This is a genomic window from Corynebacterium sp. HMSC068G04, assembly GCF_001814885.1.
In the GTDB taxonomy this organism is placed as follows: Bacteria; Actinomycetota; Actinomycetes; order Mycobacteriales; family Mycobacteriaceae; genus Corynebacterium; species Corynebacterium hiratae.
On sequence record NZ_KV818293.1, the window covers coordinates 61,209 to 86,406 of the forward strand.

At 62.8% G+C, this 25,198-nt stretch carries 23 protein-coding genes, 2 tRNA genes and 1 other RNA gene; 18 read left to right on the top strand and 8 right to left on the bottom strand.

The annotated features are described in order from the left end of the window. The first annotated feature begins 5 nt into the window (after positions 1-5). From HMPREF2993_RS01500 to HMPREF2993_RS01525, 6 genes are all read left to right on the top strand, one after another. A complete protein-coding gene (locus tag HMPREF2993_RS01500) occupies positions 6-545 on the top strand; it encodes a hypothetical protein (protein ID WP_070545525.1) in 540 nt (179 codons plus the stop codon). Positions 546-648: 103 nt separating this feature from the next. Further along, a tRNA-Ile gene (locus HMPREF2993_RS01505) sits at positions 649-725 on the top strand. 129 nt (positions 726-854) lie between these two features. Further along, positions 855-1,304 carry a Panacea domain-containing protein gene (locus HMPREF2993_RS01510; RefSeq protein WP_070700639.1) on the top strand — a complete coding sequence of 150 codons (450 nt, stop codon included), beginning with the start codon at positions 855-857 and terminating at the stop codon, positions 1,302-1,304. Positions 1,305-1,488: 184 nt separating this feature from the next. After that, positions 1,489-2,562: a trimeric intracellular cation channel family protein gene (locus HMPREF2993_RS01515; protein ID WP_046647250.1), complete on the top strand. Its 1,074-nt coding sequence runs from the start codon at positions 1,489-1,491 to the stop codon at positions 2,560-2,562. A gap of 48 nt (positions 2,563-2,610) precedes the next feature. Further along, complete coding sequence (locus tag HMPREF2993_RS01520) at positions 2,611-4,209, top strand: peptide ABC transporter substrate-binding protein (RefSeq protein ID WP_246822311.1); 1,599 nt, start codon at positions 2,611-2,613, stop codon at positions 4,207-4,209. Positions 4,210-4,252: 43 nt separating this feature from the next. Next, complete coding sequence (locus tag HMPREF2993_RS01525) at positions 4,253-5,818, top strand: mechanosensitive ion channel family protein (RefSeq protein WP_070700645.1); 1,566 nt, start codon at positions 4,253-4,255, stop codon at positions 5,816-5,818. Positions 5,819-5,971: 153 nt separating this feature from the next. Here HMPREF2993_RS01525 and HMPREF2993_RS01530 read toward each other — a convergent pair whose 3' ends face one another. Then, on the bottom strand, positions 5,972-7,621 hold the full coding sequence (locus HMPREF2993_RS01530; RefSeq protein WP_070700647.1) for an alkaline phosphatase D family protein: 1,650 nt from the start codon (positions 7,619-7,621) through the stop codon (positions 5,972-5,974). Between the two features lie 154 nt (positions 7,622-7,775). On the opposite strand from HMPREF2993_RS01530, the gene HMPREF2993_RS01535 reads away from it, so the two are divergent. The 3 genes from HMPREF2993_RS01535 (at position 7,776) to HMPREF2993_RS01545 (ending at position 10,126) form a co-directional block, all read left to right on the top strand. Further along, positions 7,776-8,453, top strand: coding sequence for an excalibur calcium-binding domain-containing protein (locus tag HMPREF2993_RS01535; RefSeq protein ID WP_070700650.1), 678 nt, complete (start codon positions 7,776-7,778; stop codon positions 8,451-8,453). A gap of 10 nt (positions 8,454-8,463) precedes the next feature. After that, on the top strand, positions 8,464-9,267 hold the full coding sequence (locus HMPREF2993_RS01540; RefSeq protein ID WP_070700653.1) for a serine hydrolase domain-containing protein: 804 nt from the start codon (positions 8,464-8,466) through the stop codon (positions 9,265-9,267). A 400-nt stretch (positions 9,268-9,667) separates the two neighbouring features. Beyond that, on the top strand, positions 9,668-10,126 hold the full coding sequence (locus HMPREF2993_RS01545; protein WP_070700656.1) for a hypothetical protein: 459 nt from the start codon (positions 9,668-9,670) through the stop codon (positions 10,124-10,126). Positions 10,127-10,138: 12 nt separating this feature from the next. On the opposite strand, the gene HMPREF2993_RS01550 is transcribed toward HMPREF2993_RS01545, so the two are convergent. Further along, positions 10,139-10,897, bottom strand: a complete 759-nt coding sequence (locus HMPREF2993_RS01550) for an HAD-IIA family hydrolase (RefSeq protein WP_210401537.1) — start codon at positions 10,895-10,897, stop codon at positions 10,139-10,141. 17 nt (positions 10,898-10,914) lie between these two features. Further along, positions 10,915-11,217: an acyl carrier protein gene (locus tag HMPREF2993_RS01555; protein ID WP_070700662.1), complete on the bottom strand. Its 303-nt coding sequence runs from the start codon at positions 11,215-11,217 to the stop codon at positions 10,915-10,917. 26 nt (positions 11,218-11,243) lie between these two features. On the opposite strand from HMPREF2993_RS01555, the gene HMPREF2993_RS01560 reads away from it, so the two are divergent. Continuing rightward, a complete protein-coding gene (locus HMPREF2993_RS01560; RefSeq protein WP_070545521.1) occupies positions 11,244-12,260 on the top strand; it encodes an alpha/beta fold hydrolase in 1,017 nt (338 codons plus the stop codon). Between the two features lie 243 nt (positions 12,261-12,503). Here HMPREF2993_RS01560 and aceE read toward each other — a convergent pair whose 3' ends face one another. Beyond that, positions 12,504-15,260, bottom strand: coding sequence for a pyruvate dehydrogenase (acetyl-transferring), homodimeric type (aceE, locus tag HMPREF2993_RS01565; protein ID WP_049156849.1), 2,757 nt, complete (start codon positions 15,258-15,260; stop codon positions 12,504-12,506). Positions 15,261-15,433: 173 nt separating this feature from the next. Between aceE and HMPREF2993_RS01570 the strand changes: the two genes are divergently transcribed. Continuing rightward, positions 15,434-15,871 (top strand): DUF3052 domain-containing protein, encoded by a 438-nt coding sequence (locus HMPREF2993_RS01570; protein WP_046647091.1) that lies wholly within the window; start codon positions 15,434-15,436, stop codon positions 15,869-15,871. A 113-nt stretch (positions 15,872-15,984) separates the two neighbouring features. Continuing rightward, positions 15,985-16,060: transfer RNA gene (locus HMPREF2993_RS01575), tRNA-Val, on the top strand. Between the two features lie 900 nt (positions 16,061-16,960). Here HMPREF2993_RS01575 and HMPREF2993_RS01580 read toward each other — a convergent pair. Genes HMPREF2993_RS01580 through HMPREF2993_RS01590 form a run of 3 tightly spaced genes read right to left on the bottom strand, consistent with a single transcriptional unit; the run spans position 16,961 to position 18,848 of the window. Further along, a complete protein-coding gene (locus tag HMPREF2993_RS01580) occupies positions 16,961-17,320 on the bottom strand; it encodes a hypothetical protein (RefSeq protein WP_049156851.1) in 360 nt (119 codons plus the stop codon). A 21-nt stretch (positions 17,321-17,341) separates the two neighbouring features. Beyond that, on the bottom strand, positions 17,342-18,325 hold the full coding sequence (locus HMPREF2993_RS01585; RefSeq protein ID WP_070700665.1) for an SURF1 family cytochrome oxidase biogenesis protein: 984 nt from the start codon (positions 18,323-18,325) through the stop codon (positions 17,342-17,344). A gap of 31 nt (positions 18,326-18,356) precedes the next feature. Then, positions 18,357-18,848, bottom strand: coding sequence for a low molecular weight protein-tyrosine-phosphatase (locus tag HMPREF2993_RS01590; RefSeq protein ID WP_070545512.1), 492 nt, complete (start codon positions 18,846-18,848; stop codon positions 18,357-18,359). Positions 18,849-18,951: 103 nt separating this feature from the next. Here HMPREF2993_RS01590 and HMPREF2993_RS01595 point away from each other — a divergent pair, with 103 nt between their 5' ends. From HMPREF2993_RS01595 to HMPREF2993_RS01615, 5 genes are all read left to right on the top strand, one after another. Then, the gene (locus HMPREF2993_RS01595) at positions 18,952-19,800 is read left to right on the top strand and encodes a Nif3-like dinuclear metal center hexameric protein (protein WP_070700668.1); all 849 of its coding nucleotides are present in this window, start codon (positions 18,952-18,954) and stop codon (positions 19,798-19,800) included. After that, on the top strand, positions 19,801-20,517 hold the full coding sequence (locus tag HMPREF2993_RS01600; RefSeq protein ID WP_049156859.1) for a zinc ribbon domain-containing protein: 717 nt from the start codon (positions 19,801-19,803) through the stop codon (positions 20,515-20,517). After that, positions 20,514-21,695, top strand: a complete 1,182-nt coding sequence (locus HMPREF2993_RS01605) for a bifunctional RNase H/acid phosphatase (RefSeq protein WP_070700671.1) — start codon at positions 20,514-20,516, stop codon at positions 21,693-21,695. The genes HMPREF2993_RS01600 and HMPREF2993_RS01605 overlap by 4 nt, the downstream gene beginning before the upstream one ends. Positions 21,696-21,710: 15 nt before the next feature. Next, positions 21,711-22,144: RNase P RNA component class A (gene rnpB, locus HMPREF2993_RS01610), an RNA gene on the top strand. 36 nt (positions 22,145-22,180) lie between these two features. Beyond that, entirely contained in the window at positions 22,181-23,584 is a 1,404-nt protein-coding gene (locus HMPREF2993_RS01615) for an RNB domain-containing ribonuclease (protein WP_070700673.1), read from the top strand. Here HMPREF2993_RS01615 and HMPREF2993_RS01620 read toward each other — a convergent pair. Then, entirely contained in the window at positions 23,581-24,852 is a 1,272-nt protein-coding gene (locus HMPREF2993_RS01620; RefSeq protein ID WP_070700675.1) for a galactokinase family protein, read from the bottom strand. The two genes, HMPREF2993_RS01615 and HMPREF2993_RS01620, sit on opposite strands and share 4 nt — an antisense overlap. 146 nt (positions 24,853-24,998) lie before the next feature. On the opposite strand from HMPREF2993_RS01620, the gene HMPREF2993_RS01625 reads away from it, so the two are divergent. After that, positions 24,999-25,187 carry a hypothetical protein gene (locus HMPREF2993_RS01625; protein WP_046647736.1) on the top strand — a complete coding sequence of 63 codons (189 nt, stop codon included), beginning with the start codon at positions 24,999-25,001 and terminating at the stop codon, positions 25,185-25,187. Positions 25,188-25,198: the final 11 nt, after the last annotated feature.

The window sequence follows — 25,198 nt, forward strand, 5'->3', positions numbered from 1 at the left end:
TTGGCATGAAGTATCGGAACGTTCAGATCAGCTCCGTCGCGGCGCTTGTCATGAGCCTGTTAGGCGCGGCGTTCTTTGCTTTGGGGCGGGTCATATTTGGTGTCGGCGGATGGCTCGCATTCTTTACCCTTCCGGCCGGCGGCATCGTGGTCCTTGCGCTGTTAGTTTTGTGGCTCATCCCCGTACGTACCCCGAAGGAAGATGAAGGGGGCGGAACGTACAAGGCCTTCGGGTGGCGCGAGTCGTGGGCATTCATTGCTGTGACCGTGTTCCTCTTCCTGGCCGGCTTCTTTTTGGTCGATTACGGCGATACCGACGAGAGCGTGAAATCCGCCTTCACCCAGATTGTCGGTCGGTGGGCCTTAGACCTGTCCTCGATACTCTTTTGGCTCAGCGTTTTCGGGGTGATCGCCTCCTACGTTATCGGGGTCGTTGTGTCGGTGAAGGGGCAGAAGGTCGCTGACGAAGACCAGGCGCAGAGTTCAGGCCCGGGAGACCTGGACGAGGCAAACCTTGGCGAGGATCTCAGCCAGGACGAGCCCTAAATTGCCGTTTTCTGGGCCTGCCGATTAATGTTGCTGGGAGCGGATTCGCTGTGTGCGTGAGTGCTGGCTCGGTGCTGGTGCGGAATGCAGACAGGGAATACGCGGGGCTATAGCTCAGTCGGTTAGAGCTACGGACTCATAATCCGTTGGTCCCGGGTTCGAGCCCCGGTAGCCCCACCACGCAAAGCTTCCATTGCTTACCGCTTGTATGCTGCCCCTGGGGAGGGCCTTTACGCCTTTTCGAGCGTTGGGATGGTGGCATGTCTGGGGCCTGTTGTACGCTTGGCGGGAACTGGAAGGAGGGCAGACATGGAACAATTTAAGGCGCGGCAAATCGCCGAATGGTTTGTAGCGTGGGCTGATGAAACTGATGATGCTGAGATAACGCAGCTTAAGCTTCAGAAGCTTCTCTACTACGCTAAAGGGCTGCATATGCGCAGTTCTGATGGCCTGCCGCTTTTTCCTGAACGCATGGAAGCATGGGCACATGGCCCAGTAGTTGTAGACGTCTACCATGACGTTAAGCACTACGGAAAGCTTCCCATCGACCCCGATGAGTTCATCTCGGATGATTTCGACTGGGATGATTACCGCGACGTTGAGCGGGATTTGATTGAGGTGTGGGACAAATATGGCCCCTACTCCGCATGGGCATTGCGGAATAAAACCCACACTGAATCTCCTTGGAAAAAGAACTTCGTCGAGGGCAAACGCGGGCTGGAAATAACGGATGCCGATCTGAAGAACTATTTCTGCTAGCCGTGGGCAAGAAAAGTAAACGACGGGGAAGTGTTTTATGTCCTTTGGATTGAGAAAGCCTACAACGAGCTCTACGTGCATTAGCTTCTTTTCTTAAGCCTTAGTCCCTACCAACAAGGCGGTCCGTCTAAAGCACTAGAGTCTTAATGCGAGAATCCGCGCGCTACCCGATACGATGACCACCATGAGCGTTGTCGAGATGGACCCGTTGATCGAGTCGCTGTACTACTGGTCCGACATCATAGGTGTCCTCCTCATGGGCATCATCGGTGGCACCATGGCCCGGCAGCGCGGCTATGACATCGTGGGTTTCTTCTTCATCGCGATGTTCTCTTCCCTCGGCGGCGGCATGATCCGTGACGTGCTCATCAACCGCGGCACTGTCGCCGCGATGAGCCAGCCGGAGTATCTCTACCTGGCGTTCACCGGTGCTATCATCGCCCGCTTCGTCTACTTCAAGGGCAAAACGTGGGACTACGTGCAGTCGCATGGTGATGCGGTGGTCTCGGCCCTGTGGGCGTCGACAGGCGCGCTCAAAGCCATCGCGTATGGCCTGCCCCTGATTCCCTGCATCATGATGGGTGTGTTCACGGCTACGGGCGGCTCCATGATCCGTGACATCGCCATGGGGCGCGAGCCCGCGGTCTTTGGTGATAACACCCCCACCGTGATCCCCGCGGTGGCCTGCGCGCTGGTGGTCTTGGGCGCAGACTCGGCCGGCTACTTGGCGTGGGGGGTTATTCTCGGGCCGGTTGTGTCCTTTGTCCTCACCATGCTGGGCATCTGGGCGGGCTGGCGCGTACCCGCTCGCCAGGAATGGGCGCCGGTCAATGACACCGCGGCTTACGTCATGGTCATGGCGCGCAAGGCGGAAAGCAAGGGGCGTGCCGTGGGGCGTCGTCTAGAGCCCACGAAGCTTCGCTCCTGGCGCCACAACCAGATGGAAAAGGCCCTGCAACGCCGCATCGAGCGCGAAGTCCGAGCCGGCAAGCGCCGTGCGGAAGCCGCCATCGATGCCTCCGAATTCCTCGACTCCTTCAACGAGGAAGTCGCAGAGATGTCGGAGATGATGGAGCCGGCCGTTGCGGAAGCGGAGTCCTCCGACTTTGGCGTGGACCTAAGCGGTGACTCCTACGAGGAACAGAGCGCTGAGGGGCCAACGCCGCGCGAGCTTTTGGATCGCATCTTGGCTGATGATCAGCTCACCGATGAATTGGTGGAAAGACTCATGCGCCGATATGAAAAAAGAGATGATTAGAACCTGAGAAATGCTTTAACCTAGTGATGAAAGTGAGGTGATGGACGCGTGACGTCGAGGCGTTCTTTTCTGGGTATGCTCGCGGCGCTGGCGGTGTCGGGCGTTGCGGCCCCCACCCTGGCGGGCTGCGGAACGGAACCGGAGCGCATGGATACCTCGGGAATGAATCTCATTACTACCGATATCTCGGAGCCGCAGCGCTCCCTCATCCCGGCCGATTCCAACGACGTGCCAGGCCAAACCATCATCAACCTGGTGTACTCGGGCCTGATGTACCTGGATAAGGACGGCGGCGCCCATTACGACATGGCGGAATCCGTCACGCAGGTTGATGACACCACGTTTGACGTGCAGATTCGTGAAGACGCGGTGTTCTCCGATGGCTCGAAGGTCAGCGCGCAGGACTTCGTCGATACGTGGAATACCGCGGTGCGCCAGTCCCTGCTTTCCGCACATCACTTTGCGCCGATTCTCGGTTTCAATGAAGGCAGGAAGGAGATGCGCGGGCTGACGGTGACGGGGGAGAAGTCCTTCCGCATTGAGCTCTCGCGCCCCACGGCGGGTTTTATTGAACGCTTGGGTTATTCCGTCTTTTTCCCCATGCGCTCAGCAGACCAGGACAAGCTGAGTGAGCGCGGCACGGACCCGATCGGAAGCGGGCCGTACCTGTTGGCCTCGTGGGAACGCGAGAAGGCGTTGACCCTCGTGCCGAACCCGCGTTATAAAGGGCCGCGACACCCGCAGAATGAGGGCATTAAGTTCGTCGTGTACGCCTCGGAGGAGCAGGCCTACCAGGATCTTGTAGCGGGTCGGCTGGACGTGCTGACGCGCATCCCGGCAGAGAAACTCGGAAGCTTTGAAAAGGAGCTCGGCGCGCGGGCTCTTACTAAGCCTGGCGGTTCGATCATGGAGATCACCATTCCCGCCAACGATGCCAATTTCCGCGGCGAGGCTGGCCGCCTGCGCCGCCGGGCCCTGTCCATGGCGGTAGACCGAGAAAAGATTGCGCGGGACATCTTCCACGACCGAGTGACTCCGGCCAACAGCTTCGTAGCGCCGCTCTTCGGCTCCCCACCGCCTGCGCCGGAAGGTGCTGACGTGCTGACCTACCAGCCGGATAGAGCCCGCGAGCTGTGGGAACAGGCGGAGAAGCTAGACCCCTTTAAGGGGACGTTCAGCATCGCGTTTAACGCCGATGGCGGCCACAAGACGTGGGTCGATGCGGTGGCTCAGCAGGTGACGGATACCCTCGGTGTGCTCGCCGAAAGCAAGGAATTTGGGACCTTGAAGGAATTGCGTCGAGAGGTCACAGCGCGGCACATTACCGGTGCTTTCAGGACGATTTGGCAGGCGGAATTTCCGGATGAGTCGACCTTCCTGGTGCCGCTGTTTGCCTCCTATTCCTCAGAAAACGAGTCAGGTTTTCGCAGCACCGAATACGACGAGTTGCTGAAGAAGGTAGGCCAGGCGAAGGACCGGGAGGAGGCCCAGGAGTACTACTTGCAGGCCCAGGAGCTGTTGCTGGAGAAGATGCCGGCGATTCCGCTGTGGACGACTAAGGCATTCAGCGCCTACGGCAAGGACATCATCCCTGCTGGCTACACGTGGAAGCCCACTCCGAACTACTATCTCATCCACCGCGCTTGAGATTCCAAGGGTTCTGTCAGGCTGTAGGACTAGGCTTGGCGCAATGCTGAAGTATTACTTTTTCGCCATTTGGCAGGCCTTCGTTGACCATGGTTTGCCACTGCTAGGAATGCTGCTGTTGGCGATTCTCATCCCGCGCATCGGCCGCTTGGCGGTGCGGGTTATTGAGTCCCGCCTCGATGAAAACCAAGAGTCCACCAAGGCGCGCTTGGCGCTGGCCGGCGCGCTGGTCTATGTGGCACAGGCGGTGGCGTACTTCCTGCTCGTGTTGGCGGCGCTGGCCAACGTTGGAGTGCCTCCCCTGGGCGCGGCCATCCCGGCAACCGTGGTCTCGGCTGCCGTCGGTTTCGGCGCCCAGTCGATCATCGGTGATTTCCTCGCCGGTTTCTTTATCCTCTCGGAAAAGCAATTCGGTGTGGGTGACTATGTCAGCTTCGACGGAGTGACCGGCGTGGAGGGCACCGTCGTTTCGCTGACCTTGCGCACGACGACGGTGCGTACGCCGACCGGTGAAGTTGTCATGGTGCCGAACGGTTCGGCGGGCGTGGTCACAAATTACTCGCAAGAGTGGTCGCGCGCGGTGGTGGATATTGCCATCCCGGTCCATGAGGGCGATTCCGTGCAGGATCTGACCGAACAGGTAGAGAAGATTTCACAACGCGCCATCGATACCCCGGACATCCGCGCGGACGTGGCTGGTGAGCTCGACGTTCTGCCCGCTACTGGGTTGGTTGCTCCCACGGTGGCCGGCCAGCCATGGCAGGTGAAGTACCGCGTCTTGGTGCAGGTCAACCCCGCACGCCAGTGGGCGGTGGAGCGCGCGATCCGCTCGGCGCTGCTGTCTTCCTTCTGGGACCTGTACAAGCTGCCTAACGCTGAAAACGTCGCGGGTGAGGTACTGGAGGTGCTGGGCGGCGCGGTGGATGCCGATGCCCCCACTACCGTCATGCCGGCGGCAGGCGCTAACACCGAGTCGAGACAAGAGAGCTCGGCATCCGAGACGGAGGCTGTGGCCGCCGACGCTGTCGCTGACGCGGCCGCCGAAGCGCAAGACAGCAAGGATGACGGCCCAGGGCGCCCGGCCTATTCGGCCGAACCCGACGACGAGGAAGAGGATGATTACGGCCGCGGTATCTGGCGCGCGGATAAGCCGGAGAACAAGTGGGACTCCTTCTGGACGCTTGGCGGGCGCGTGCGTCGCTCCACCACAGGGCTTATCGCCGGGCTCGGCGCGATCAGTGTGCTGCTGTTAGCGTCCGCCAACCCAGACGGCGTGGAGAATGCCGGGTGGCTATCACCCTCGCGCTGGATGGGACAATCAGAGACAACGTCCGAGTCCACTCAGCCCTCCGAACCTTCGCCAACGCCACAAACCGCGCCACAGGACGAGCCTACCTATGTCTCGACGCCCGAGGAGCCGGTGGAAAGCGTGCAGGGCACAGTCACTGAAAACACCCCGGACAGTGAAGCCGTCTACGCACCTGTGAATCCAGGGGAACCGACAACCCAAACACCAGCGGAGGAAGGGGTCTCCGAAACTCCCGCGCCCACTGAGGGCGCACAGGCTACCGCTACTGAAGGGGCCTCGGAGCCTTCCGCCGAGATGTAGACCCGAAGGGGGCCGAGAGGCGCTGCACAGAGAGAGGTGAGAGAGACGCTTGGAGAGGGCGCACGAGAGATATGAGTGATAGGGAAGTGCAGCGGCGTAATGCGCTACACCTTATGTATCGGCCCATCGCCACCGATCGTTAACGCAAGCAAGCTAGCTCACAACTCCCGCGCCCGGCCTATAGGTCAGCGCATGCGCCTGCCTCACGGGGGAACCCGGCCTGAGTACATCATCCACGCGCAGCCAGTGCATCTGCGCCTCCTCGCGGCTCAGCGTGACGAAGCAATAGCCGTGGCTATCCAGCTCGACGTGGTGGCACTGCGGGTTGGCCTGGCGTAATACCTGTTCGGCAAGGCGGGAGACAGTATTGCCCGCGCGTAGGTTGAGCGCCTCGTTGATATTGGGCGCCGACACGGACCCGCACACCATCTCCGCGGCAACCACCTCCTCGCCCTTGCTAATCGTATGCGCCCATTCGGTGTGGATATCGCCGGTGAGGAACAGGGCGTGGGCAGGGGAGGCGCGGAGGGCGTCGATAAGCGCGCGGCGTTCTGCGGAGTAACCATCCCACTGGTCCCCGTTGACGGGAATCCCTGTGATGTTCTTCGTCAGGGCAGCAGCCACCTGTGCGGTCAGCGAATTCTCCTGCAGTGACACCAGGTTCAGCGGGGCAAACATCACCGAATTGCCCAGCAGATTCCACGTGGCCTGCGAGGTCTCAATCTTTCCCAGCAGCCAGTCATACTGCTCCGAGCCCAGCATGCTCCGGCCCTCTTTCATAAACGCCACCGGGTTCCATTGCGCCTGCTGGTCGCGGTAGGTGCGCAGGTCCATCATGGTCAGCTCCGCCAAATCGCCGAAGGTCAGTGAGCGGTACAGATGCCCGTCCTCGGAAGGCGCGGTGGCGCGCACGGGCATCCACTCGAAGTAGGCGCGCATGGCCGCCGTTTGCCGTTCCTGCCAGCTTCCTTCCGTGGCGGGGTCGTGGTTCTCCGCGCCGCCGGCCCAGTTATCGTTGGCTGTTTCATGGTCATCCCACACGACGATCCACGGCAGAGCGGCATGCGCTGCCTGCAGGTCGGGGTCGGTGCGGTAGCGCCCGTAACGCGTGCGGTAATCCGCCAGCGTGGTGATCTCGTGCGCCGGGTGGTGCAGGCGCACCGGCCCAAACCCGGAGTATTCGCCGGCGGCGTACTCGTAGATGTAATCGCCTAAGAACACCATGTAATCCAGCTGCCCGGAGTGCGCGCGCCGGGCGATGTCCGCGTAAGCACTGAAGAAGCCCGACTCCCAATTCGCGCAGGAGGCGACCCCAAACGTGAGCTGCTCCGGCGAGGCGGTGGCCGCGGGTGCGGTCTTGGTCCGCCCGATGGGGGAGGAGACACCATCGACGAGGAAGCGATAAAAATATTCGGTGTCCGGCTGCAGGCCGTGCGGGTCCACGTGGACAGTATGGTCACGGCTTGCGGAGGCAACCACAGTGCCGCGCTTGACGACGTCCCTCATCTCCCCATCCGCTGCCACCTCCCACTCCACGGTGACCGAAGGGCCTACGCCGCTGCCCGGCAGTGCCTCCTCTGTGGGCGTGATGCGCGTCCAGAGGATGACCGAATCCGGAATCGGATCGCCGGATGCCACTCCGTGCACGAAGGGCAGCGTGCCCGCGGGTGGCTCTACTAGCCCGAGGGAGGAGGTGGACGTGGGATCGGCTGCCGATGCTGAAGAGGCGACGAGGGAGGCGGCGGTGGCTGTGGCTAATCCGGAGGCGTGGAGGAGGCGGCGACGAGTTAGAGAGCGGCGCATGGCTCTACGGTTTCTCCGCTGAGGCGGTGCCGCAACTCGGGGACAGAGAATTCGCCCGTCGGTCAGGTGTGGTTTTCCGTGGCTTCACGTGTGCTTTACCCCTTGGGGTGGAGTAATTTCTTGCGGGGTGAGTTACGGGCTATAACTTATGCCTATGAAGAAGTTCTCTCGTGCGGTTCTCGCCGCCTCTGTCTCTGTTTCTCTCTCCCTGTCCGTTGTCGTCCCCGCTCAGGCGGAGACCGGCGCATCCTACGAGGAGGCCCCCACCGCGGTTTCCTCTCCGTCTGATACGGGCGACCTCGACGCCGGCCTGTCTTCGGAGCTGGACGTTGAATCCTCCAGCAAGGAGCTGGGCTCCTCCACCGAAGGCACTGGCTCCTCCAGCAAGGAGGAAGATGACGCCGAATTCGAGCAATCCTCCCAGGGCGAGAGGCTTGCCTTGGGCCTGGGTGTTAGCGCAGCGCTTCTCGCGGCCATCGCCGGCGGCGTGTTCTGGGCCGTGCAGCAGGGAATCATCCCGAACCCGCTGCCGGGCGTGATTCCTTCGCCGAAGGCACAGGAGCCCGCACCCGCCCCGGCACCTGCACCTGCTCCGGCCCCTGCGCCCGCACCGCAGCCAGCTCCTGCGCCGGCTCCCGCACCTGCGCCGGCACCTGCACCTGCTCCGGCCCCTGCCCCCGCACCGAAGCCGGCACCGGCTCCGGCCTACTACTCTCGCTGCGCCGATGTGTGGAACGCGCTGGGCCGCCCCATCTACCCGAGTGACCCGGGCTTCCGATCCAAGTTCGACCGCGATGGTGATGGCGTAGGCTGCGAGCGCGATCCTCGTTAAGCTGGAGCGCATGAGCGCTTTTTCTTCTCTTGAATCCTGGCCCGTCGATACCGTTGCCGGTGCCTTGCTGCACCGCGGTGAGGTAGTAGAACAGGTCGGTGATGTCTCCCGCCGCTTCCCAGTAGCCTCCGTGACCAAGCTGGTGGCTGCCTATGGGGTGATGGTGGCAGTAGAGGAGGGCGCTGTGGAGCTGGATCAGGCAGCCGGTCCTGAAGGCTCCACGCTGCGACACCTGTTGGCCCATGCCTCGGGGGTGGGCTTTGATACCCGGGAGTCTCAAAAACCGGTAGGAGAGCGCCGTATCTACTCCTCGGCGGGCTATGAGTGGGCTGCCGAGGTAGTCGAGGCTGCTACCGAGATTTCTTTTGCTGACTACCTTGCGGAAGGCGTGTGCGCTCCGCTGGGCATGCAGGCCACCACCCTGGAAGGCTCGGCCGGGCACGGCTTGGTTTCTAGTGTGGAGGACCTCTCCGCCTTTGCCGCCGAGGTGTACGCGCCGCGCCTGCTTGATCCCTCCACCGTGGAAGAGATGCGCAGCGTCCAGTTCCCGGGGCTGCGCGGGATTGTGCCGGGCTACGGCAGCTTCAAGGACTGCGCGTGGGGGCTGGGCTTTGAAATCCACGGCGAAAAGAAGCAATGGATGGGCGGCTTGCCGGCCGATACCGTAGGCCACTTCGGCATGAGCGGAACCTACCTGTGGGTGGCTGGTGAGTGGGCGATGGTGGCGCTCACGGATCGCGACTTCGGAGACTGGTGCAAGCCGCTGTGGGCCGAGACCAATACGGCGATCTGGGAGGAGTGCCAGGCGCGCTAGCCATAGCCGCGGTGAAGAACTTGGATGGCGTAGCGGCGCACCGACAGGCGCCACAACGGGGGTAGTGGGGCACCTGTGGCGACCGCGCGCACATGATGCTCGTGAGCCCTCATGTGGCGAATGTGGTTAATGGGGTGAATTTCCGGGCGAAAGTCTCAACCTGATATTGAGGCAGTGGGGGCTTAAGTGCAGGTTGAGGGTTGTTGTGGCCTAAGTGGCAGGGGAAAATCGTGGGCACACAATGACGCACCGAGTGGCCACATACCGTGGCCACACCAATCGGTGTTCGCGCCTCGGCGCGAGTGGCGTGATGAAGACTAGTTCGTAGGGGAAGACGAAGCTCGTCTTGCGTCGGCGCATGCCGGCGTGCCATCACTCGCACGTCAAAGGAGTTTAAGGAGTGAATCAACGCGTTCACCCGCAGGTAGCCGGTGCAACCGAGCCGGCCCCTTCAGCCAGCCCACTTGGCAGCCCAGCGGATACGTGGCCCAACCGCGCCTGCGGTGAGGTCTGCACCGCCGTGCTGCAGATCTCGGGCATGCCGCGCAGCCTGCGCCCTGCCATCGAGCGCGCAATGGCGCGCTGTATTCGCAGCGAAAGCGAATTCATCGTCCCCGGCGATGACCCGCTGACCGCCCAGTGGTGCACCCGCTGGCGCCGCGACCCGCTGTGGGACGTTGTCGGCATAAATGACGACAATGCAGCAAACGCTGCTAAGGGAGTCGACAACACAGGTGCCGGAATCGGCTGCCAGCAAGTGCTCACCGGAACGCCCAGCGAACTAGAAGCGCTGGGCCGCGCGGTGGAGATGCTGGCGGGGGAGTACGGTTTTCGGGGCGTCGTCAAGCGCGCCGTCTAAGTCGGTGAAGGCCTAGTCCGCGAAGGGATCGAAGATGCGCTCCGGCAGGTCCGCCACGGAGTCAATGATTCGCGTCGGGCGGAAAGGATAGCGCTCGATGATGCGGTCATCGCTGATACCTGAGCGCACCAGGATGCTGCGCATACCCGCCTCCAGACCAGACTTGACGTCGGTATCCATACGGTCGCCGATCATGACGGTGTTCTCCGAATGCGCGCCGATGTTATTCAGCGCGCTGCGCATCATGACCGGGTTGGGCTTGCCCACGTAGTAGGGCTCGCGGTTGGTCGCCGCGGTGATGAGTGCGGCCACAGCACCCGTGGCCGGCAGCACGCCCTGCGGGGCCGGGCCCGTGACGTCCGGGTTAGTGGCAATGAAGCGCGCGCCGTTGCGGATGAGATTGATGGCCGTGGTGATGGCTTCGAAAGAGTACGTGCGGGTCTCACTCAAGACCACGAAATCGGCTTCCCGGTCGTTGAGAATCCAGCCGGCCTCGTGCAGCGCGGTGGTCAGCCCAGACTCGCCCACGACATAAGCCGTGGACAGCCCCGCCTGGTTGGAGAGGAAGGCCGCGGTGGCCGTCGCTGAGGTCCAGATGCGCTCGGCCGGGATGTCCAAGCCGGTGTTCTGCAGGCGTGCTGACAAGTCTCGCGGGGTGGACATCGAGTTATTGGTCAGCACCATGTATTCGATGTTGTTGTCCTTCAGCGCTTGGATGAATTTATCCGCGCCGGGAATCATCTCTCCTTCCTTGATCAGCACGCCGTCCATGTCCGAAAGATAGGAAATCACGAGTGTTCCTCCACATAATCAGCAAGTTCGCCCACCGTGGTGACGGAGAGCATGGTTTCTTCATTCAGGCGGACCCCGCAGGCTTCCTCGAGGCGCACGGCTAATTCGATGCGCTCGAGCGATTCAACCCCCAGGTCCTCCAGCTTTGCTTCGCGCTCTAGTCCTTCCTCCACGCCGGTCACCTTCGTGATGAGGCGGGTGAGCTCGCTATAGGCGTCGCCGGTGGGTGCAGAATCCTGCTCTTCGGCCGGCGCGGAGCCGAAACGGGCTTGGAGTTGCGCTGAAAGGTCATTAGCCATGGGGCCCAGTCTAGTATTGAAATGTCATGGTTATTCGAGCACGTTCCTCCGCCGTCGCGCGCAGCTGGTCGCGCCGGGTTCGCCCCCGCATGCGCGCCATCGAGCACGCCGTCCACAATGAGCTGCATGATCTCACGACTGAACCGGGCCTGACTGCGGTGAGCGACTCGGGCTTCGTCGACAACGACGGCGTGCGCGTGGCGTGGTACGAGGTGGGCCCGGAGGACGCGGAGGTCACCGCGGTCTTCATCCACGGCTATTGCCTGTCTGCTGAGAGCTTCTATTCCCAGGTCAACGACGTGCGCCGCAACTATCCCACGGTGCGCTGCCTGCTTGTCGACGTTCGCGGCCACGGCCAATCCACCCACGTCGCCCCCGCGCAGTGCACGGTTCGGGGCGCGGCCGACGATGTGCTGGCCGTCATCGCTGAGCGTGCCGCCGAGGGGCCGTTGGTGCTGCTTGGGCACTCGATGGGCGGAATGATTGCGCTTAACCTGCTGCGCCGCGCACCGCGCCAGATCTTTGACCGCGTTGAGGGGATGGCGCTGGTGGCCACCTCTATGCAGCGCTTTGCCGCCGCAGGCGTGGCTCGCATCTTGGAATCGAAGACCCTCGGCGCGGTCTACCGCGCGTGCTTGAAGCTGCCCCGTCGGCTCAACCGGGTGCGCTTTGAGGTAGCGGCTGTCATCGCCCCGGCTTTCGCGGCGCTGCTGCAGGGCTTCCCACAAATGGACAAGCTGCAATTCCACGTGGCGATGCTGCTGGATACGCCGATGTCGAGCTATGCGGGCTTCTTCGATGACTTGGTGGAGCACTCTGAGTTCGGCGCAACGGCCCGGCTGCGCAGCGTGCCGGGCGAAATCGTGGTGGGCCAGCATGACATCGTGACCCCGCACCGCCAATCGGAGGTGATTGCCCGCCACTGGCCGGACTCCACCCTGACCGTCGTCGACGGTGCTGGCCACATGGTCATCTTGGAAGAGCCCAGCGAGGTCTCCAAGGCCTTGGGCCGGGTCCTCGATCGCGTGCTCGGTGGCGACTAAGCCGCGCTAATGCCGGCTAAGTCCTTTGTCGACAGCGGCAGGGCCTTTTGTTGGCGGTGGCTGAGCCCCGCGCGGTGGTCGAACTACCCGTTCTGCCAAAGATAGAGCCTCTGATTCAAGATCTGGCCAGAACTTTGGCAACAACGACAGTTGCCGCCCCTCGGTTTAGGTAAGAAGAATGCCCCTCCTGCCCGAGGTGGGGCAGAAGGGGCTGGAGGGCTTGGGGCTGTTAAGCCCTAAGCCTTAGTCCTCGTCGGAGGAGGTGGAGATGGTGGCGGTCGGGTCGTCGAGCTTCAGCTCACGAGCTGCCTTCTCCACGGTGCTGCGCTCCACCTTGCCCTCGCGGGCCAGGCCCTCGAGAACGGCGACGACGATGGACTCGGCGTCGATGTTGAAGTAGCGGCGAGCGCCTTCGCGGGTATCGGAGAATCCGAAGCCATCTGCGCCCAGGACGATGTAGTCGCCCGGGACGTAGGGGCGAATCTGCTCCTGCAGGTCCGTAGCGAAGTCGGAGACACCGACGAACGGTCCCTCGAAGCCCTTGAGCTGGGAGGTGGCGAATGCCTCGGTCGGCTCAACACCCTTGCGCAGTGCCTCCTGGTTACGGGCAGCGCCGTCGCGAGCCAGGTTGACCCACGAGGTGACGGAGAACAGCGAAGCCTTGACATCGAAGTCCTCAGCCAGGATCTCCTGGGCGCGCAGGGCCTCGTACATGCCCACACCGGAGGCCAGGATGTTGGCCGGGATGGAGCCGGACTCGGCGGTGTTGTAGTGGTAGATGCCCTTGTGGAGGCCCTCGACGTCGAGGTTCTCCGGCTCAGCAGGCTGCTTGACTGGCTCGTTGTACACGGTGATGTAGTACATGATCGGCTCGTTGTCCTCGCCGTACATGCGCTCAATACCGCGCGGAACCAGGTGAGCGATCTCGTAGCCGAAGGCCGGGTCGTAGACCTCCACGGCCGGGTTGGTCGACGCCAAGATCGGGGAGTGGCCGTCCATGTGCTGCAGGCCCTCACCGGTCAGGGTGGTGCGGCCGGCGGTCGCACCGATGATGAAGCCGCGGCCCAGCTGGTCGGCAGCAGCCCAGAAGGCATCGCCGGTGCGCTGGAAACCGAACATCGAGTAGAAGATGTACAGCGGAATCATCGCCTCGCCCTGGGTGGCGTAGGAGGTAGCAGCCGCGGTGAAGGAGGCGGCTGCGCCTGCCTCAGAAATACCCTCGTGCAGAATCTGACCATCCGTGGCCTCGCGGTAGGAGAGCATGAGGTCGTGGTCCACCGGAACGTAGTTCTGGCCACGCGGGTTCCAGATCTTGAGAGTCGGGAACCAAGAGTCCATACCGAAGGTGCGGGCCTCATCCGGAATGATCGGCACGACGCGCTTGCCCAGCTCCTTGTCGCGCATGAGCTCCTTGAAGGTACGCACCAGCGCCATGGTGGTGGCGACGTCCTGCTTGCCGGAACCCTTGCGGACCGAGCGCAGCTTGGACAGATCCGGGGTGGTCAGCGTCTCGAAGTTCTCACGGCGCTCCGGCAGGAAGCCGCCCAGCTCTTTACGACGCTCCAGCATGTACTTGATCTCCGGAGCATCCTTGCCCGGGTGGTAGTACGGCGGCAGGTACGGATCGGCCTCGAGCTGCTCGTCGCTGATCGGGATGCCCTGCTTGTCGCGGAAGAGCTTCAGATCCTCCAGCGTCAGCTTCTTCATCTGGTGGGTAGCGTTGCGGCCCTCGAAGTTGTGGCCCAGGCCGTAGCCCTTAATAGTGTGGGCCAGGATGACCGTCGGGCGGCCGGTGCCCGCGTAGCTCAACGCCTTGTCGTATGCGGCGTAGATCTTGCGGTAGTCGTGGCCACCGCGGCGCAGTGCCCAAATCTCATCATCGGACATGTCCTCTACCAGCTTGAGCGTGCGCTCATCGCGGCCGAAGAAGTGCTCGCGCACGTAGGCGCCGTCGTTAGCCTTGAAGGTCTGGTAGTCACCATCAGACGTGGTGTTCATGATGTTGACCAGGGCGCCGTCCTTGTCGGCTTCCAGCAGCTTGTCCCAGCCGCGGCCCCAGACAATCTTGATGACGGACCAGCCGGCACCGCGGAAGAAGGACTCCAGCTCCTGAATGATCTGGGTGTTACCGCGCACCGGACCATCGAGACGCTGCAGGTTACAGTTCACCACGAAGGTCAGGTTATCCAGCTCATAGAGGGAAGCCATCTGCAGCAGACCACGGGACTCCGGCTCATCCATCTCGCCGTCGCCGAGGAAGGCCCAGACATGCTGCTTGGAGGTGTCCTTGATGCCGCGGGTTTCCAGGTACTTATTGAAGCGTGCCTGGTAGATGGCGTTGATGGGGCCCAGGCCCATGGACACGGTGGGGAACTCCCAGAAGTCCGGCATCAGGCGTGGGTGCGGGTAGGACGGCAGACCATTGCCCTCGCCGCGGGAGTGCTCCTGGCGGAAGCCGTCGAGGTCTTCCTCGCTCAGGCGGCCCTCCATGAAGGCGCGGGCGTAGACACCCGGGGAGGCGTGGCCCTGGAAGAAGACCTGGTCGCCGCCGGAGGGATCATCCTTGCCCTTGAAGAAGTGGTTCAGGCCCACCTCATACAGCGGGGCAGCGCCTGCGTAGGTGGAGATGTGGCCACCGACGCCGATGCCCGGGCGCTGTGCACGGTGCACCATGATGGCCGCGTTCCAGCGGATCCAGCGGCGGTAGCGCTTCTCCAACTCCTCATCGCCCGGGAACTCTGGCTCCAGGGAGGTAGGGATGGTGTTAACAAAATCCGAGGACGTCAGCGACGGCAACGGCACGCGCTTGGCGGTAGCGCGCTCAAGAAGGCGCAGCATGAGGTAGCGGGCGCGCTCCGGATCGGAAGAATCTAGAAGACCGTCGAGGGAGTCCATCCACTCGCGGGTCTCCTCGGGGTCGGAGTCATGCAGGTATGCTGCCACGCCATCGCGAACGATGGGAAAGTTGGAGTCGCCGTTGTGGGCGTCCAAGTCGGCCATTAAATCCTCCTGGGTCGTAGTACACAGATCTTGCTCTAGGATACGCGCCCCTTTCGCGGTGGGTCACTCGGAGGCCCCCACGGGTGGTTTTATGGGGGAAAATGTCCACCTCTGGGGAGGAACGGGGGAGGTTTGACGCGAAAAAGTGCACCGTAGACGTTAAAATACTCTGCATGACATCAACTACTTCATCGGAAGGAACTCAACGAGTGACGGGATTCGCAGCCAAGCTCGGCATCGAGGAGGGCCAGATTGCCCTAGAACTTGGTTGGGACGAAGACTGTGACTCCACGATTTCTGAGTCCATCGAGGACGTGTTGGGGGAGGACTTCCTCGAGGAAGAGACCGACGAGTTGTGCGACCTTGTGCTGCTGTGGTGGCGCGCGGAGGACGGCGACTTGGTCGATGGGCTGGTGGATGCCACCCGCCCCTTGGGCGATTCCGGCCGCATCTGGCTGCTGACCCCAGGAGCTGGAAAGCCTGGCAACTTGGAGCCAGGCGAGATCTCCGAATCTGCACAATTGGCCGGCCTCGTACAGACCAAGGCCGAGCGCCTCGGCGAGTGGCAGGGGTCCTGCCTCGTGGCCCGCGGCTACACCAAGAAGCCCTAAGGAATAATCGCAGGATGTACCTGCTCACGCGGCATTCGCAGCGACTAGTTACACCCCGATTTGTTGCTGCGGGTGCCCATGGGCTAATCTTGGTCGAGCACACCAAGTGCACTGCGGCTTTAGCTCAGCTGGAAGAGCAACTGGTTTACACCCAGTAGGTCGGGGGTTCGATCCCCTCAGGCCGCACCAAATGAAACCCCTTTCCGTTAAGTCGGAGAGGGGTTTCGTCGTGCTCGGAGGGCCGCGCCGCGGGTGCCCTAGGGTGAAGGCCGCTTTGGTGGTCGGTGTATATGCGGACTCCTCCGTCTGCTTTGGGTTGGGTGTGTTGGCGTTCGGGGTTTGGTCGGTAGTGCTGATGCGGGCGTAGCCGATGATTTGGCCGGCAATGCCCGTGGAGTGTTCGGTTGGGGTATACCTCAAAAGGGCACCACTCGCCCCAATCCGATATTCGCTCCCCTCTACGAATGAACGGATGCGTAACGGTGCTCCATGTACAAGTGGAACTAATACTTACGAAAATGACTTAGGCCACAAAAGCATGACCAGTGTTTATGCAGATGAATAATCATTGTTGGCAAATGGTTATTGACTGCATTTTTCATTAGTCATAGGTTTGAGGTAAGCCGGTGATGAGCCGGGCATCTTGGAAATCTGGAAAAGGGGTCATCATGTTCAAAAAAGGGCTGGCGTGCGTGAGCGCTACGGCATTGTTCGCGCTGAGTTCGACATTTTCAGTGCAAGCTGAAGGTGACATTGATGCGTAAACAGAAAAGCACAGCCTACTGGTGGAGCGTTACTGTCGTTGTAGTGCTGTTCATCGCAACGCTTGTAATCAATTATCTAGCAGGATTAAGTGCTGATGAATCATACTTTGGAGCACATTGGTGGCATCGTCTGGCATGGGTTACGCCACTGTTGTTCTTGGCTTCTTTGATTTGGGCCTGGTTCGAGCACAGGAAGGTGCATCGGTATCCGCATTGACCCATATTTAGCAGCGTCGGGCGTGAATGAGAAGGAAGGCTTTGCGCTTGGGCGAAAGATGCTCTTTGCTCTAGTAGGGAATGTCGATCCTGCTTCGCACCGTTTGTCTTAGTGTTCGCCTGGCCACTCGCGGAGATTGATCCGGTTGGTTTCTTTGAGCGCTTGGAAGATTGTTTCTTCGATTTGGTTGAGTGCGACGTTTTCTTTGCGATATTCGTCACCGTAGATGCCTTGGCAGTGCCCTGGATAGAATCTCATGGAGAAGATCCTGACACAGTAGAGTCCGTTTGCTTGCTTGCCGATTCGGAGACATTCTTCTTCACTACCGTTGATTGGCCACACTGCTTCTGGCATGTCTTCGTCCCAGTTGGGAACGCAGTTCTCAGCGGTGCAGCCAGCGGCTTCAAGAATACTGTCGGCAATCTCGGTTTCGGTCGCTTCTCGCGTCCACGCAATCGCGTTCATCATCGTCCCCTGTGGGGGCCGAGGCTAGAAGCGTTCCTGGCCGCGCTCGCGGATCTTCTCGTAGAAGTCAGGCTTGGCGGAGCCATAGCGTGAGCGGGAGCGGCGCGAAGGCTGCGAGGTAGTTGCTGGCGTCGAAGGCGGGGTAGAAGGCGCTGTGGCGTCGGAGTGCTCGCCTGCGGGCTCTTCGTGGTCAGAGCCTGCGGCGTCAGGGTCCGCAGCCGCATCGGGGGAGCCGGCACTAGTGGCGGCCGCAGTCGCCTCCGCCATCAGGGCCTCTTCCTCACGGGCGCGGCGGCGCTCCCGAATCTCGGACCACACGAAATACGCAAAGCCCAGCGGTGCCATCACGCCGAAGGCGATCCACTGGTAGCCATAGGACAGGTGGTTGCCGCGGTCCAGCTTCGGCACCGGCAGCGCATGCAGCTCACCTGGCTGATCGGGGGAGAGTTGGAGGTAGTCGTGGGCGAGGGGGACGTCGACAAGCTCTGCGATCTGCTCCGTATTGATGGAGTAGACCTGTGTGTAGCCCTGCTCCTCAATGGGGGCGGAGGTGTGCTCGCGCTCGTTGTAGCGCGCCATGCCCACGATGGTCACCTTCTCCGAGGGGGCCGGATCGATGTGGGGAACGGAATTGCCCTCATCCGTGGGTACCCAGCCGCGGTTGACCAGGAAAGTCTCGCCGGAGTCGGTCTCAAAGGGAATCAGCGACTGGAAGCCCGGAGCGGACTCCACCGGGCGCAGGCGCAGCAGCACCTCATCCTCGGGAAGATAGTGGCCGGTCAGCTCCGCGCGTTCCCACTCCTTGCGCAGGGAGCCATCGGCGGAAAAGACTTCGGTGACGGGCTGGGGGTCGGCGTCGTAGGCCTCCTCAATGAGGTGGTTGCGCTCCACAATCTGGTCGTCTTTATTCAGCTGCCACGGTGCGAGCACCGTGAAAGACAAATAGGAAAAGGCGACGATGAAGATGAGAAAGAGCACCCACCCAGGCTTGAGGAATGTCTTGAGCATGATGATCAGTCTAGTAGCCGCAAAAGATTATCTAGCCGTGGTTCGTCTTAATCCACTCGAGCAGACCTGGAACGGCGGCGTCGATCTCTTCGCGGGTACGGGCGAAGTCCTCCTCCGTGCCGTAGAACGGATCCTCCACGATGGCGTCCTCCGGAGAATTCGGGTCGAAACTGCGCATGAGGCGCACCTTGTCCTTCGGGATGCCGCGCTCGATAAGGGCATCGCGGTGGCCGGTATCCATGGCCACGAACAGGTCCGCGTCCATGTGCTCCGGACCCAGCTGGGCGGCCTGGTGGCCAGCGCCATCGTGCCCGCCGCGGCGCAGCTCAGCCACAGCGCGCTCATCAGCGCCCTGGCCCACGTGCCAGCCGCCGAGGCCGCAGGAGTCCACGCGGGCGAGGAGATCGAGCATGTCGGTCTCCATGGCATCACGGGTAATGACTTCCGCCATTGGTGAGCGGCAAATATTGCCCGTGCACACGAAGACGATGTGGAGCTGGTTGTCGTTCTCCGGAGGCGTCATGCAAAGGCTCCTTAAGCTAGAGGGGTGCGCTGACGAACGAAAGCTAGGATATAGCAGCGACGCGACTGACGTGAAACCTGAAGCCGTATAAGGAGCAAACGAGATGGCAGAACACACGACCGTTGGCGAGATTCGCCGCGTTATCCACGAGGCCTACCCGCCGCAGCTCGCTGAGTCGTGGGATGCAGTCGGCCTGGTGTGCGGTGACCCCGCGGACGAGGTGCGCACCGTGGCCTTCGCGTTGGACTGCACCCAGGAGGTGGCAGATAAGGCCGTGGAGCTCGGCGCGCAGATGCTTGTGGTGCATCACCCGCTGCTGCTTCGCGGGGTGACCTCGGTGGCGGCGGATACCCCGAAGGGCAAGGTCATTCACACTCTTATCCGCAACGGTGTGGCCCTCCTGGCCGCGCACACCAACGCGGATAAAGCGCGCCCGGGTGTCAACGACAAGCTGGCCGAACTCGTCGGCATCACGCCCGGCCGCCCCATCGTCCCTGTCGAGCCCTATGAGAACCTCGACGAGGCGCTGGGCCTGGGGCGCGTGGGTGAGCTTGAGCAACCAATGACGCTGCGCGAATTCACCCAGCGCGTGGCCGATGCCCTCCCAGAAACCGAGTGGGGAGTGCGTGCGGCCGGTGATCCGGAGCGCGTGGTGAAGCGCGTGGCCGTCTCCAGTGGCTCGGGTGACTCCTTCCTGGACCAAGCAGCAGCGCTCGGCGTGGACGTCTACGTCACCTCCGATCTGCGCCACCACCCGGTAGATGAACATCTGCGCGCTGCGCACCTGGCCCAACCTGAAGGCCCAGCCGTGGTGGACACCGCTCACTGGGCCAGCGAGTTTCCCTGGACCACCCAGGCGCGCGATATTGTGGAGAACGCATTGCGCGTGAACACCGAGATCATCGATGTCCGCACCGACCCATGGACGATTTCTGCGCATAAGGAGAACTAAATGAAACTGTCACAGGATCTGCAGAGCATCTTGCTGGAGCTGGCGACCCTCGAGCGCTCCCAGGCGCACGGTGGAACCCCCACCATCCCGGAGCAAGAGGAATACGAGAAGGCACAGGCCGCACACGCCCGGCTTCTCGACGCCTCCGGCTCCGCCCAGCTCGCCGTCGACGATATGGAGATGGAGATCCTGCGCATCCAGGCCGACGAGCGCAAGCTGCGCCAGCGCGAGCGCGACGATAAGGCCCAGCTCGGTGCCGCGACCGACCCGGAGACCCGCAAGGACTTGGAACACGATCTCTATGCGGCTAAGTCCCGCATCGCGGATCTCATGAGCGAGCTGCAAGAAGCCCACAACGAAATTCACGCCCTGCGTGCCAACCTGGATGTCCACGGCGCGAAGGTCTCCGATTCCGAGCGCAAGCTCGAAGTGCTCAAGCGCGCGGCCGAAGCCGCCCAGGAGGCCGCGGCGAACCGACCGGATCCGCAGGTGCGCATCGGCGAGCTGCGCGAGCAGCTGCCCGCGGACATCGTGGCGGAGTACGAGACCGTGCGCGAAGAAAACGGTGTGGGTGCGGCGGCCTTCACCGGGCGCGGTTGCGGCGGCTGCTTCATCGTGCTGCCGCCGGCCGAGCAGAACGCGGTGCGCAACGCGGCGGCCGACGAGGTCCCGCAGTGCAGTGACTGCGGCTCCTACCTGGTACGCCCGGCCTCATGAAGCTCGTCATCTTCGCTGACGGCGGCTCCCGCGGCAACCCCGGGATAGCCGGTTCTGGAACGGCGGTCTACAACGAGGACCGCTCGCAGCTGCTTAGGGAAATCGCCTACGTGGTGGGGCAGAAGTCCACTAATAACGTGGCCGAATACCACGGCCTGCTGCGCGGCCTCGAGGCCGCGGTGGAACTGGGCGCGGACGAGGTGGAGTTTTACATGGACTCCAAGCTCGTGGTGGAGCAGATGAACGGGCGCTGGAAGATCAAGCATCCGGACATGCAGAAGCTCGCCATCGAGGCGCGCCGCCTACTCAACCAGATTCCGCGCTTCAGCCTCGAGTGGGTCCCGCGCGCCAAGAACTCGGTGGCCGATGAGCTCTCCAACGTCGCTATGGACGCCGCCGCGAAGGGCGAGCCCGTGGGCATCCTCGATATGGGGGCCGGCGACGCCGCTGAAGCCGGCGCTGCGGTCGATGCGGCGGGCGGTGTAGAACCTGGCGGGGAGGCGGGGGAGGCGTCGCCAAGCGCGGCGTCATCGACCGCGGCCGACTGGCGCCCTGAGTGTGGCCCGGCCACCCGCTTCATCCTGCTGCGCCACGGGCAGACAGCGATGTCCGCCGCCAAGCAATACTCCGGGCGCGCAAACCCCGAGCTCACCGAGCTAGGCAAGAAGCAAGCGCTCGCCGCCGCGCAAGCGCTGATGGATACCCACATCGATGCCGTGGTGTGCTCGCCCCTGCGCCGCTGCCAGCAAACGGCCGCGGCCGTGGTGGAGGGCCGGGACCTGCGGGTGGAGACCGTCGAGGCCCTCATCGAAGTGGACTTCGGACGCTGGGAAGGCAAGACCTTTGCCGAGGCCGACGCCGCCGACCCCGAGCTCCACGCGCGCTGGCTGAAGGATACGTCCGTGGCCTGCCCGGGCGGGGAGTCCCTGCGCGCGGTGCACCGCCGCGTCAGCGCCGCGCGCCGCCAGCTGCAGCAGCGCTATGCGGGGCAAACCGTGCTCGTAGTCTCCCACGTCAACCCCATCAAGTCCTTCGTGCGCCAAGCGCTCGACTCTGGACCGCAGACCCCCAACCACCTGTTCCTGGAGCTGGCTTCGCTGAGCGAAGTTGAGTTCTTCGATGGCGGTAGCACCCTGCACCGATTTAACGATGTGGGGCATCTGGGCGCGCTGCGATAAACTAACAGGCGCGAATGAGCCGACCGGGTAAACGCGTTCCGTCGAACCGGCCCCTTTCTGGGGCTAGGCGCGGGCCGAGGAAAGTCCGGACTCCACAGAGCACGGTGGTTGCTAACAGCAACCCGGGGTGACCCGCGGGAAAGTGCAACAGAAAGTAGACCGCCGCGCCTTTCGCTTCGCTTCGGTGTGGCGATAGGCAAGCGGTAAGGGTGAAAGGGTGCGGTAAGAGCGCACCAGCACCGTCAGCGATGGCGGTGGCTGGGTAAACCCCACTGGGAGCAAGGCATCACGGCCCGCCACGCTTGCGGGCCCGATCAGGCGTTAGTAGGTTGCTCGCCGAAGCCTGAAGGTAGCTGCTTGAGCCAACTGGCAACGGTTGGCCTGGATGGATGTTTACCACCGCGCCTTGGTGCGCGGCACAGAATCCGGCTTATAGGTTGGCTCATTCGCGCCCATATCTTTATTTTTTGGAACAATGGGACGGCATGAAGCTGTATGCCGCGCCCCTGGACTTTCGCCCCATCGCCGAGGAATTCTCCGTTCCCACCGACTTCCCAGGAGAAGTCACCGAGCAGGCCGCGTCAGCGCAGGACCGCTACGCTGAGCAGCGCCGCGATGCCCGCGACATCCCGCTGGTGACTATTGATCCGGCCGGATCCATGGATCTGGACCAGGCAGTCTTCATCGAAGCCCGCGATGGCGGCTACCGCGTGCTGTACGCCATTGCCGATGTCGCCGCTTTCATCGAACCGGGCTCCGAGCTGGAGACCGAATCCCTCACGCGCGGGCAGACCATTTACCTGCCCGATGAGCCAGCCCGTCTGCACCCGGCGGAGCTCTCCGAGGATAGGGCCTCGCTGCTTGCCGACGTCGACCGCCCCGCCGTCCTCTGGACCTTCGACCTCGACACTGCGGGTGAGGTGGAGGACTTCTCGGTGGAGCGCGCACTCGTGCGCAGCCGCGCCCGGCTGGATTACGACCAGACCCATGCGGACTTGGAGAATGGCACTCTGCATTCCTCTATCGCCTTACTGCCGGAGGTAGGCAAGCTGCGCCAGGCCTCCTCGCTGCGCCGCGAGGCAATCAACCTGCGTCTTCCTTCGCAGCGCGTGTCCGAGACGAATGATGCGGAGAAGGGGCACTACGAGCTGGTGATGGAGCCGCGCTATGAGGTGATGGACTATAACTCCGAAATCTCGTTGCTTACCGGCATGTGTGCCGGGCGCCTCATGGAAGAACACGGAGTGGGGTTCCTGCGCACGCTGTCCGCGGCCACGCCGGAAGCTGAGGCAACGTTTCGCACCGAGGCTGAGGCTCTGGGCTTTGAGTTGGGGGAGAGCAGCATTTCGGAATTCCTCCATTCCGTGGACGCGGATTCACCGCGTGGCATGGCGGTGATGCGCGAGGCCCAGCGCCTATTGCGCGGGGCGGACTACGTGTGGCTGGAGGACGGTGAGGCGGACGTGCATGCGGGAATCGGCGGATACTATGCGCACGTGACTGCCCCGCTGCGCCGCCTCATCGACCGATTTGCCACGGAGGTGTGCTTGGCGCTGAGCGGCGGCTATGAGGTGCCGGAGTGGGTACGCGAGCGCGCCGGGGATGTCATTTCCACAATGCGCTCGACCTCGCAGCTGGCCTCCCAAGTGGATAAGGCGTGTCTTAACCTGACAGAGGCTACGGTCTTGGCGCCGTGGGTAGGAACCAACTTTGAGGCCGTGGTTGTCGACGGCGGAGAAAAGCGCGAGAAAGCGCGTCTCGTCGTTCTGGATCCGCCGGTGATTGGAGTGGCTGTGGGGCAACCGCCCACCGGCAGCGAGACCACCGTCTCGCTGGTGAAGGCCGATGTTGCCGAGCGCGACGTGCTCTTTGCGTGGCCGGCGGACTAGTCCTCGGTAATGGCGGGGGCACCGGCCGATAGGGGGACGACAAGCAGGCCGTCCTCGGCGAGGTCGGCCGCGAAGTTCGGGGCCTTGGTGCTTGGGACGTAGGCAATAACCGCGGTCGAAGTCCCGGCGTGGGCGGAGCGCGCGGCGACGGCGCCACGAGCGGTGGCCAGTTGTGCGAGTTTTTCCGCAGAGTTGAAGCCATAGACCGTGGCCAAGGCCGACTGCGATTGGGTCAGCAGCGGGAAGAGCTCGGTGCCGCGGCGTGAGCGCAAGGCGCGGGCAATTCTCTCGGCTCGCTCGGTTTCTTCCGAGTAGAAAGTGAGCCATGCTGTGGCTTGGTCGATGGTGGGCTGGTTTTCGGGGCCGTGCACCTTGTGGACGGCGGCGAGCCACTCGAGGACACGCTGGGGCGCATCCGGCAGGAGGCGCAGCGATGCAGTGCCGAAGGCGCGGCAGGCGGCGTCAATGAAACGCTCGCGGGCGCGGATTTCGGCAACAGCCTCAGCGGAATCGAAGTCACCGGGGACGGCGAGGGCAAAAGCTGCAATGTCCTTGTTGACCACGTGCGGTGCCTGGGTGACGGAACCGTCGGCGTAGTCGATGATGGTAATGGAGTCACCCGCGCCACGCAGTGCGGCGGAGTGGCGGGCGCGCAGCGCAGGGAAGCGGGCGAAGGTGCCGACAGCTTGGGAGCATACCTCTGCGATCCGGGCGCGAAGAGGCGCGTCGTGGAGATCGTCCGCGCCGCCGAGCAAGGCCAAAGCGGTTGCGATATCGATGGCTGCGGCGGCTCCGAGCCCAGCCGAATCTGGGATATCGTTGACCACTGTGATGTCGGCGCCGGCGGTCTCGCGGGTGAGGAGCTGGCGGTTGATCATGGTGTAGATGATCCCGCCGAGGCGCGCTGCGATGGCGCCCTCGGGCGCCGGGGGCTCGATGGGCTGGCCTTCGGAATCGACGCCGGGCTGCTGTTCCGCGGCGAGGGAGGAGACTTTCTCTAGCGAAATCTGGTCCTCAACGGTCTCGCCGTTGGTGTGCTCGAGGCGAACGTTGACGATGCCATCGCTGCGAGGGCTCACAGCTACTGCAGCGCGGAGATCAGCCAGGCCCATGATGGTGATGCCGCCGTAGTGGTCAATGTGCTCGCCGATGAGTGCCCAGGTGGCTGGGGCGCTGGCGACATGCGCCGGCTCTGCGCCGATGTTGTCGCTGTGCGCGGCGCGAACGCGGTCGACGGCCGGGGTCGAAGGGGCAGTCCACAGGGGCATCGGGAAGGTTCTCCTTTGCTGGTGGCGAGATCCTGCCCGTAAACGGGGCAGGAGGTAGGTGACCTATCTATTCTAACGGGCGTAGTCGATGGGCGGTCTGTAGTGTGGGGTGCACTGATCTAGCGCCTAAAAGAATGGAGAAAACAATGGCCGAGGCTGATAACAAGTGGTTCTACGACCCGTCCACCGGTGAGGTGACCCAGGGCAAGGTGTCTGGTTGGGAGAACCGCATGGGCCCCTATGATTCCCGCGAGGAAGCCGAGCGCGCCATCGAAATCGCGCAAGCCCGCACTGCTGCGGCTGATGCCGAGGACGCCGCTGAGGACGATTACTAAAGTCCTGCAGG

Excerpts from the sequence above, each read along its gene's own strand:
- HMPREF2993_RS01500 (WP_070545525.1), top strand. The coding sequence starts at position 6 with ATGAAGTATCGGAACGTTCAGATCAGCTCCGTCGCGGCGCTTGTCATG.
- HMPREF2993_RS01510 (WP_070700639.1), top strand. The coding sequence starts at position 855 with ATGGAACAATTTAAGGCGCGGCAAATCGCCGAATGGTTTGTAGCGTGG.
- HMPREF2993_RS01515 (WP_046647250.1), top strand. The coding sequence starts at position 1,489 with ATGAGCGTTGTCGAGATGGACCCGTTGATCGAGTCGCTGTACTACTGG.
- HMPREF2993_RS01525 (WP_070700645.1), top strand. The coding sequence starts at position 4,253 with ATGCTGAAGTATTACTTTTTCGCCATTTGGCAGGCCTTCGTTGACCAT.
- HMPREF2993_RS01530 (WP_070700647.1), bottom strand. The coding sequence starts at position 7,621 with ATGCGCCGCTCTCTAACTCGTCGCCGCCTCCTCCACGCCTCCGGATTA.
- HMPREF2993_RS01535 (WP_070700650.1), top strand. The coding sequence starts at position 7,776 with ATGAAGAAGTTCTCTCGTGCGGTTCTCGCCGCCTCTGTCTCTGTTTCT.
- HMPREF2993_RS01540 (WP_070700653.1), top strand. The coding sequence starts at position 8,464 with ATGAGCGCTTTTTCTTCTCTTGAATCCTGGCCCGTCGATACCGTTGCC.
- HMPREF2993_RS01550 (WP_210401537.1), bottom strand. The coding sequence starts at position 10,897 with ATGGACGGCGTGCTGATCAAGGAAGGAGAGATGATTCCCGGCGCGGAT.
- HMPREF2993_RS01555 (WP_070700662.1), bottom strand. The coding sequence starts at position 11,217 with ATGGCTAATGACCTTTCAGCGCAACTCCAAGCCCGTTTCGGCTCCGCG.
- HMPREF2993_RS01560 (WP_070545521.1), top strand. The coding sequence starts at position 11,244 with ATGGTTATTCGAGCACGTTCCTCCGCCGTCGCGCGCAGCTGGTCGCGC.
- aceE (WP_049156849.1), bottom strand. The coding sequence starts at position 15,260 with ATGGCCGACTTGGACGCCCACAACGGCGACTCCAACTTTCCCATCGTT.
- HMPREF2993_RS01570 (WP_046647091.1), top strand. The coding sequence starts at position 15,434 with ATGACATCAACTACTTCATCGGAAGGAACTCAACGAGTGACGGGATTC.
- HMPREF2993_RS01580 (WP_049156851.1), bottom strand. The coding sequence starts at position 17,320 with ATGATGAACGCGATTGCGTGGACGCGAGAAGCGACCGAAACCGAGATT.
- HMPREF2993_RS01585 (WP_070700665.1), bottom strand. The coding sequence starts at position 18,325 with ATGCTCAAGACATTCCTCAAGCCTGGGTGGGTGCTCTTTCTCATCTTC.
- HMPREF2993_RS01590 (WP_070545512.1), bottom strand. The coding sequence starts at position 18,848 with ATGACGCCTCCGGAGAACGACAACCAGCTCCACATCGTCTTCGTGTGC.
- HMPREF2993_RS01595 (WP_070700668.1), top strand. The coding sequence starts at position 18,952 with ATGGCAGAACACACGACCGTTGGCGAGATTCGCCGCGTTATCCACGAG.
- HMPREF2993_RS01600 (WP_049156859.1), top strand. The coding sequence starts at position 19,801 with ATGAAACTGTCACAGGATCTGCAGAGCATCTTGCTGGAGCTGGCGACC.
- HMPREF2993_RS01605 (WP_070700671.1), top strand. The coding sequence starts at position 20,514 with ATGAAGCTCGTCATCTTCGCTGACGGCGGCTCCCGCGGCAACCCCGGG.
- HMPREF2993_RS01615 (WP_070700673.1), top strand. The coding sequence starts at position 22,181 with ATGAAGCTGTATGCCGCGCCCCTGGACTTTCGCCCCATCGCCGAGGAA.
- HMPREF2993_RS01620 (WP_070700675.1), bottom strand. The coding sequence starts at position 24,852 with ATGCCCCTGTGGACTGCCCCTTCGACCCCGGCCGTCGACCGCGTTCGC.
- HMPREF2993_RS01625 (WP_046647736.1), top strand. The coding sequence starts at position 24,999 with ATGGCCGAGGCTGATAACAAGTGGTTCTACGACCCGTCCACCGGTGAG.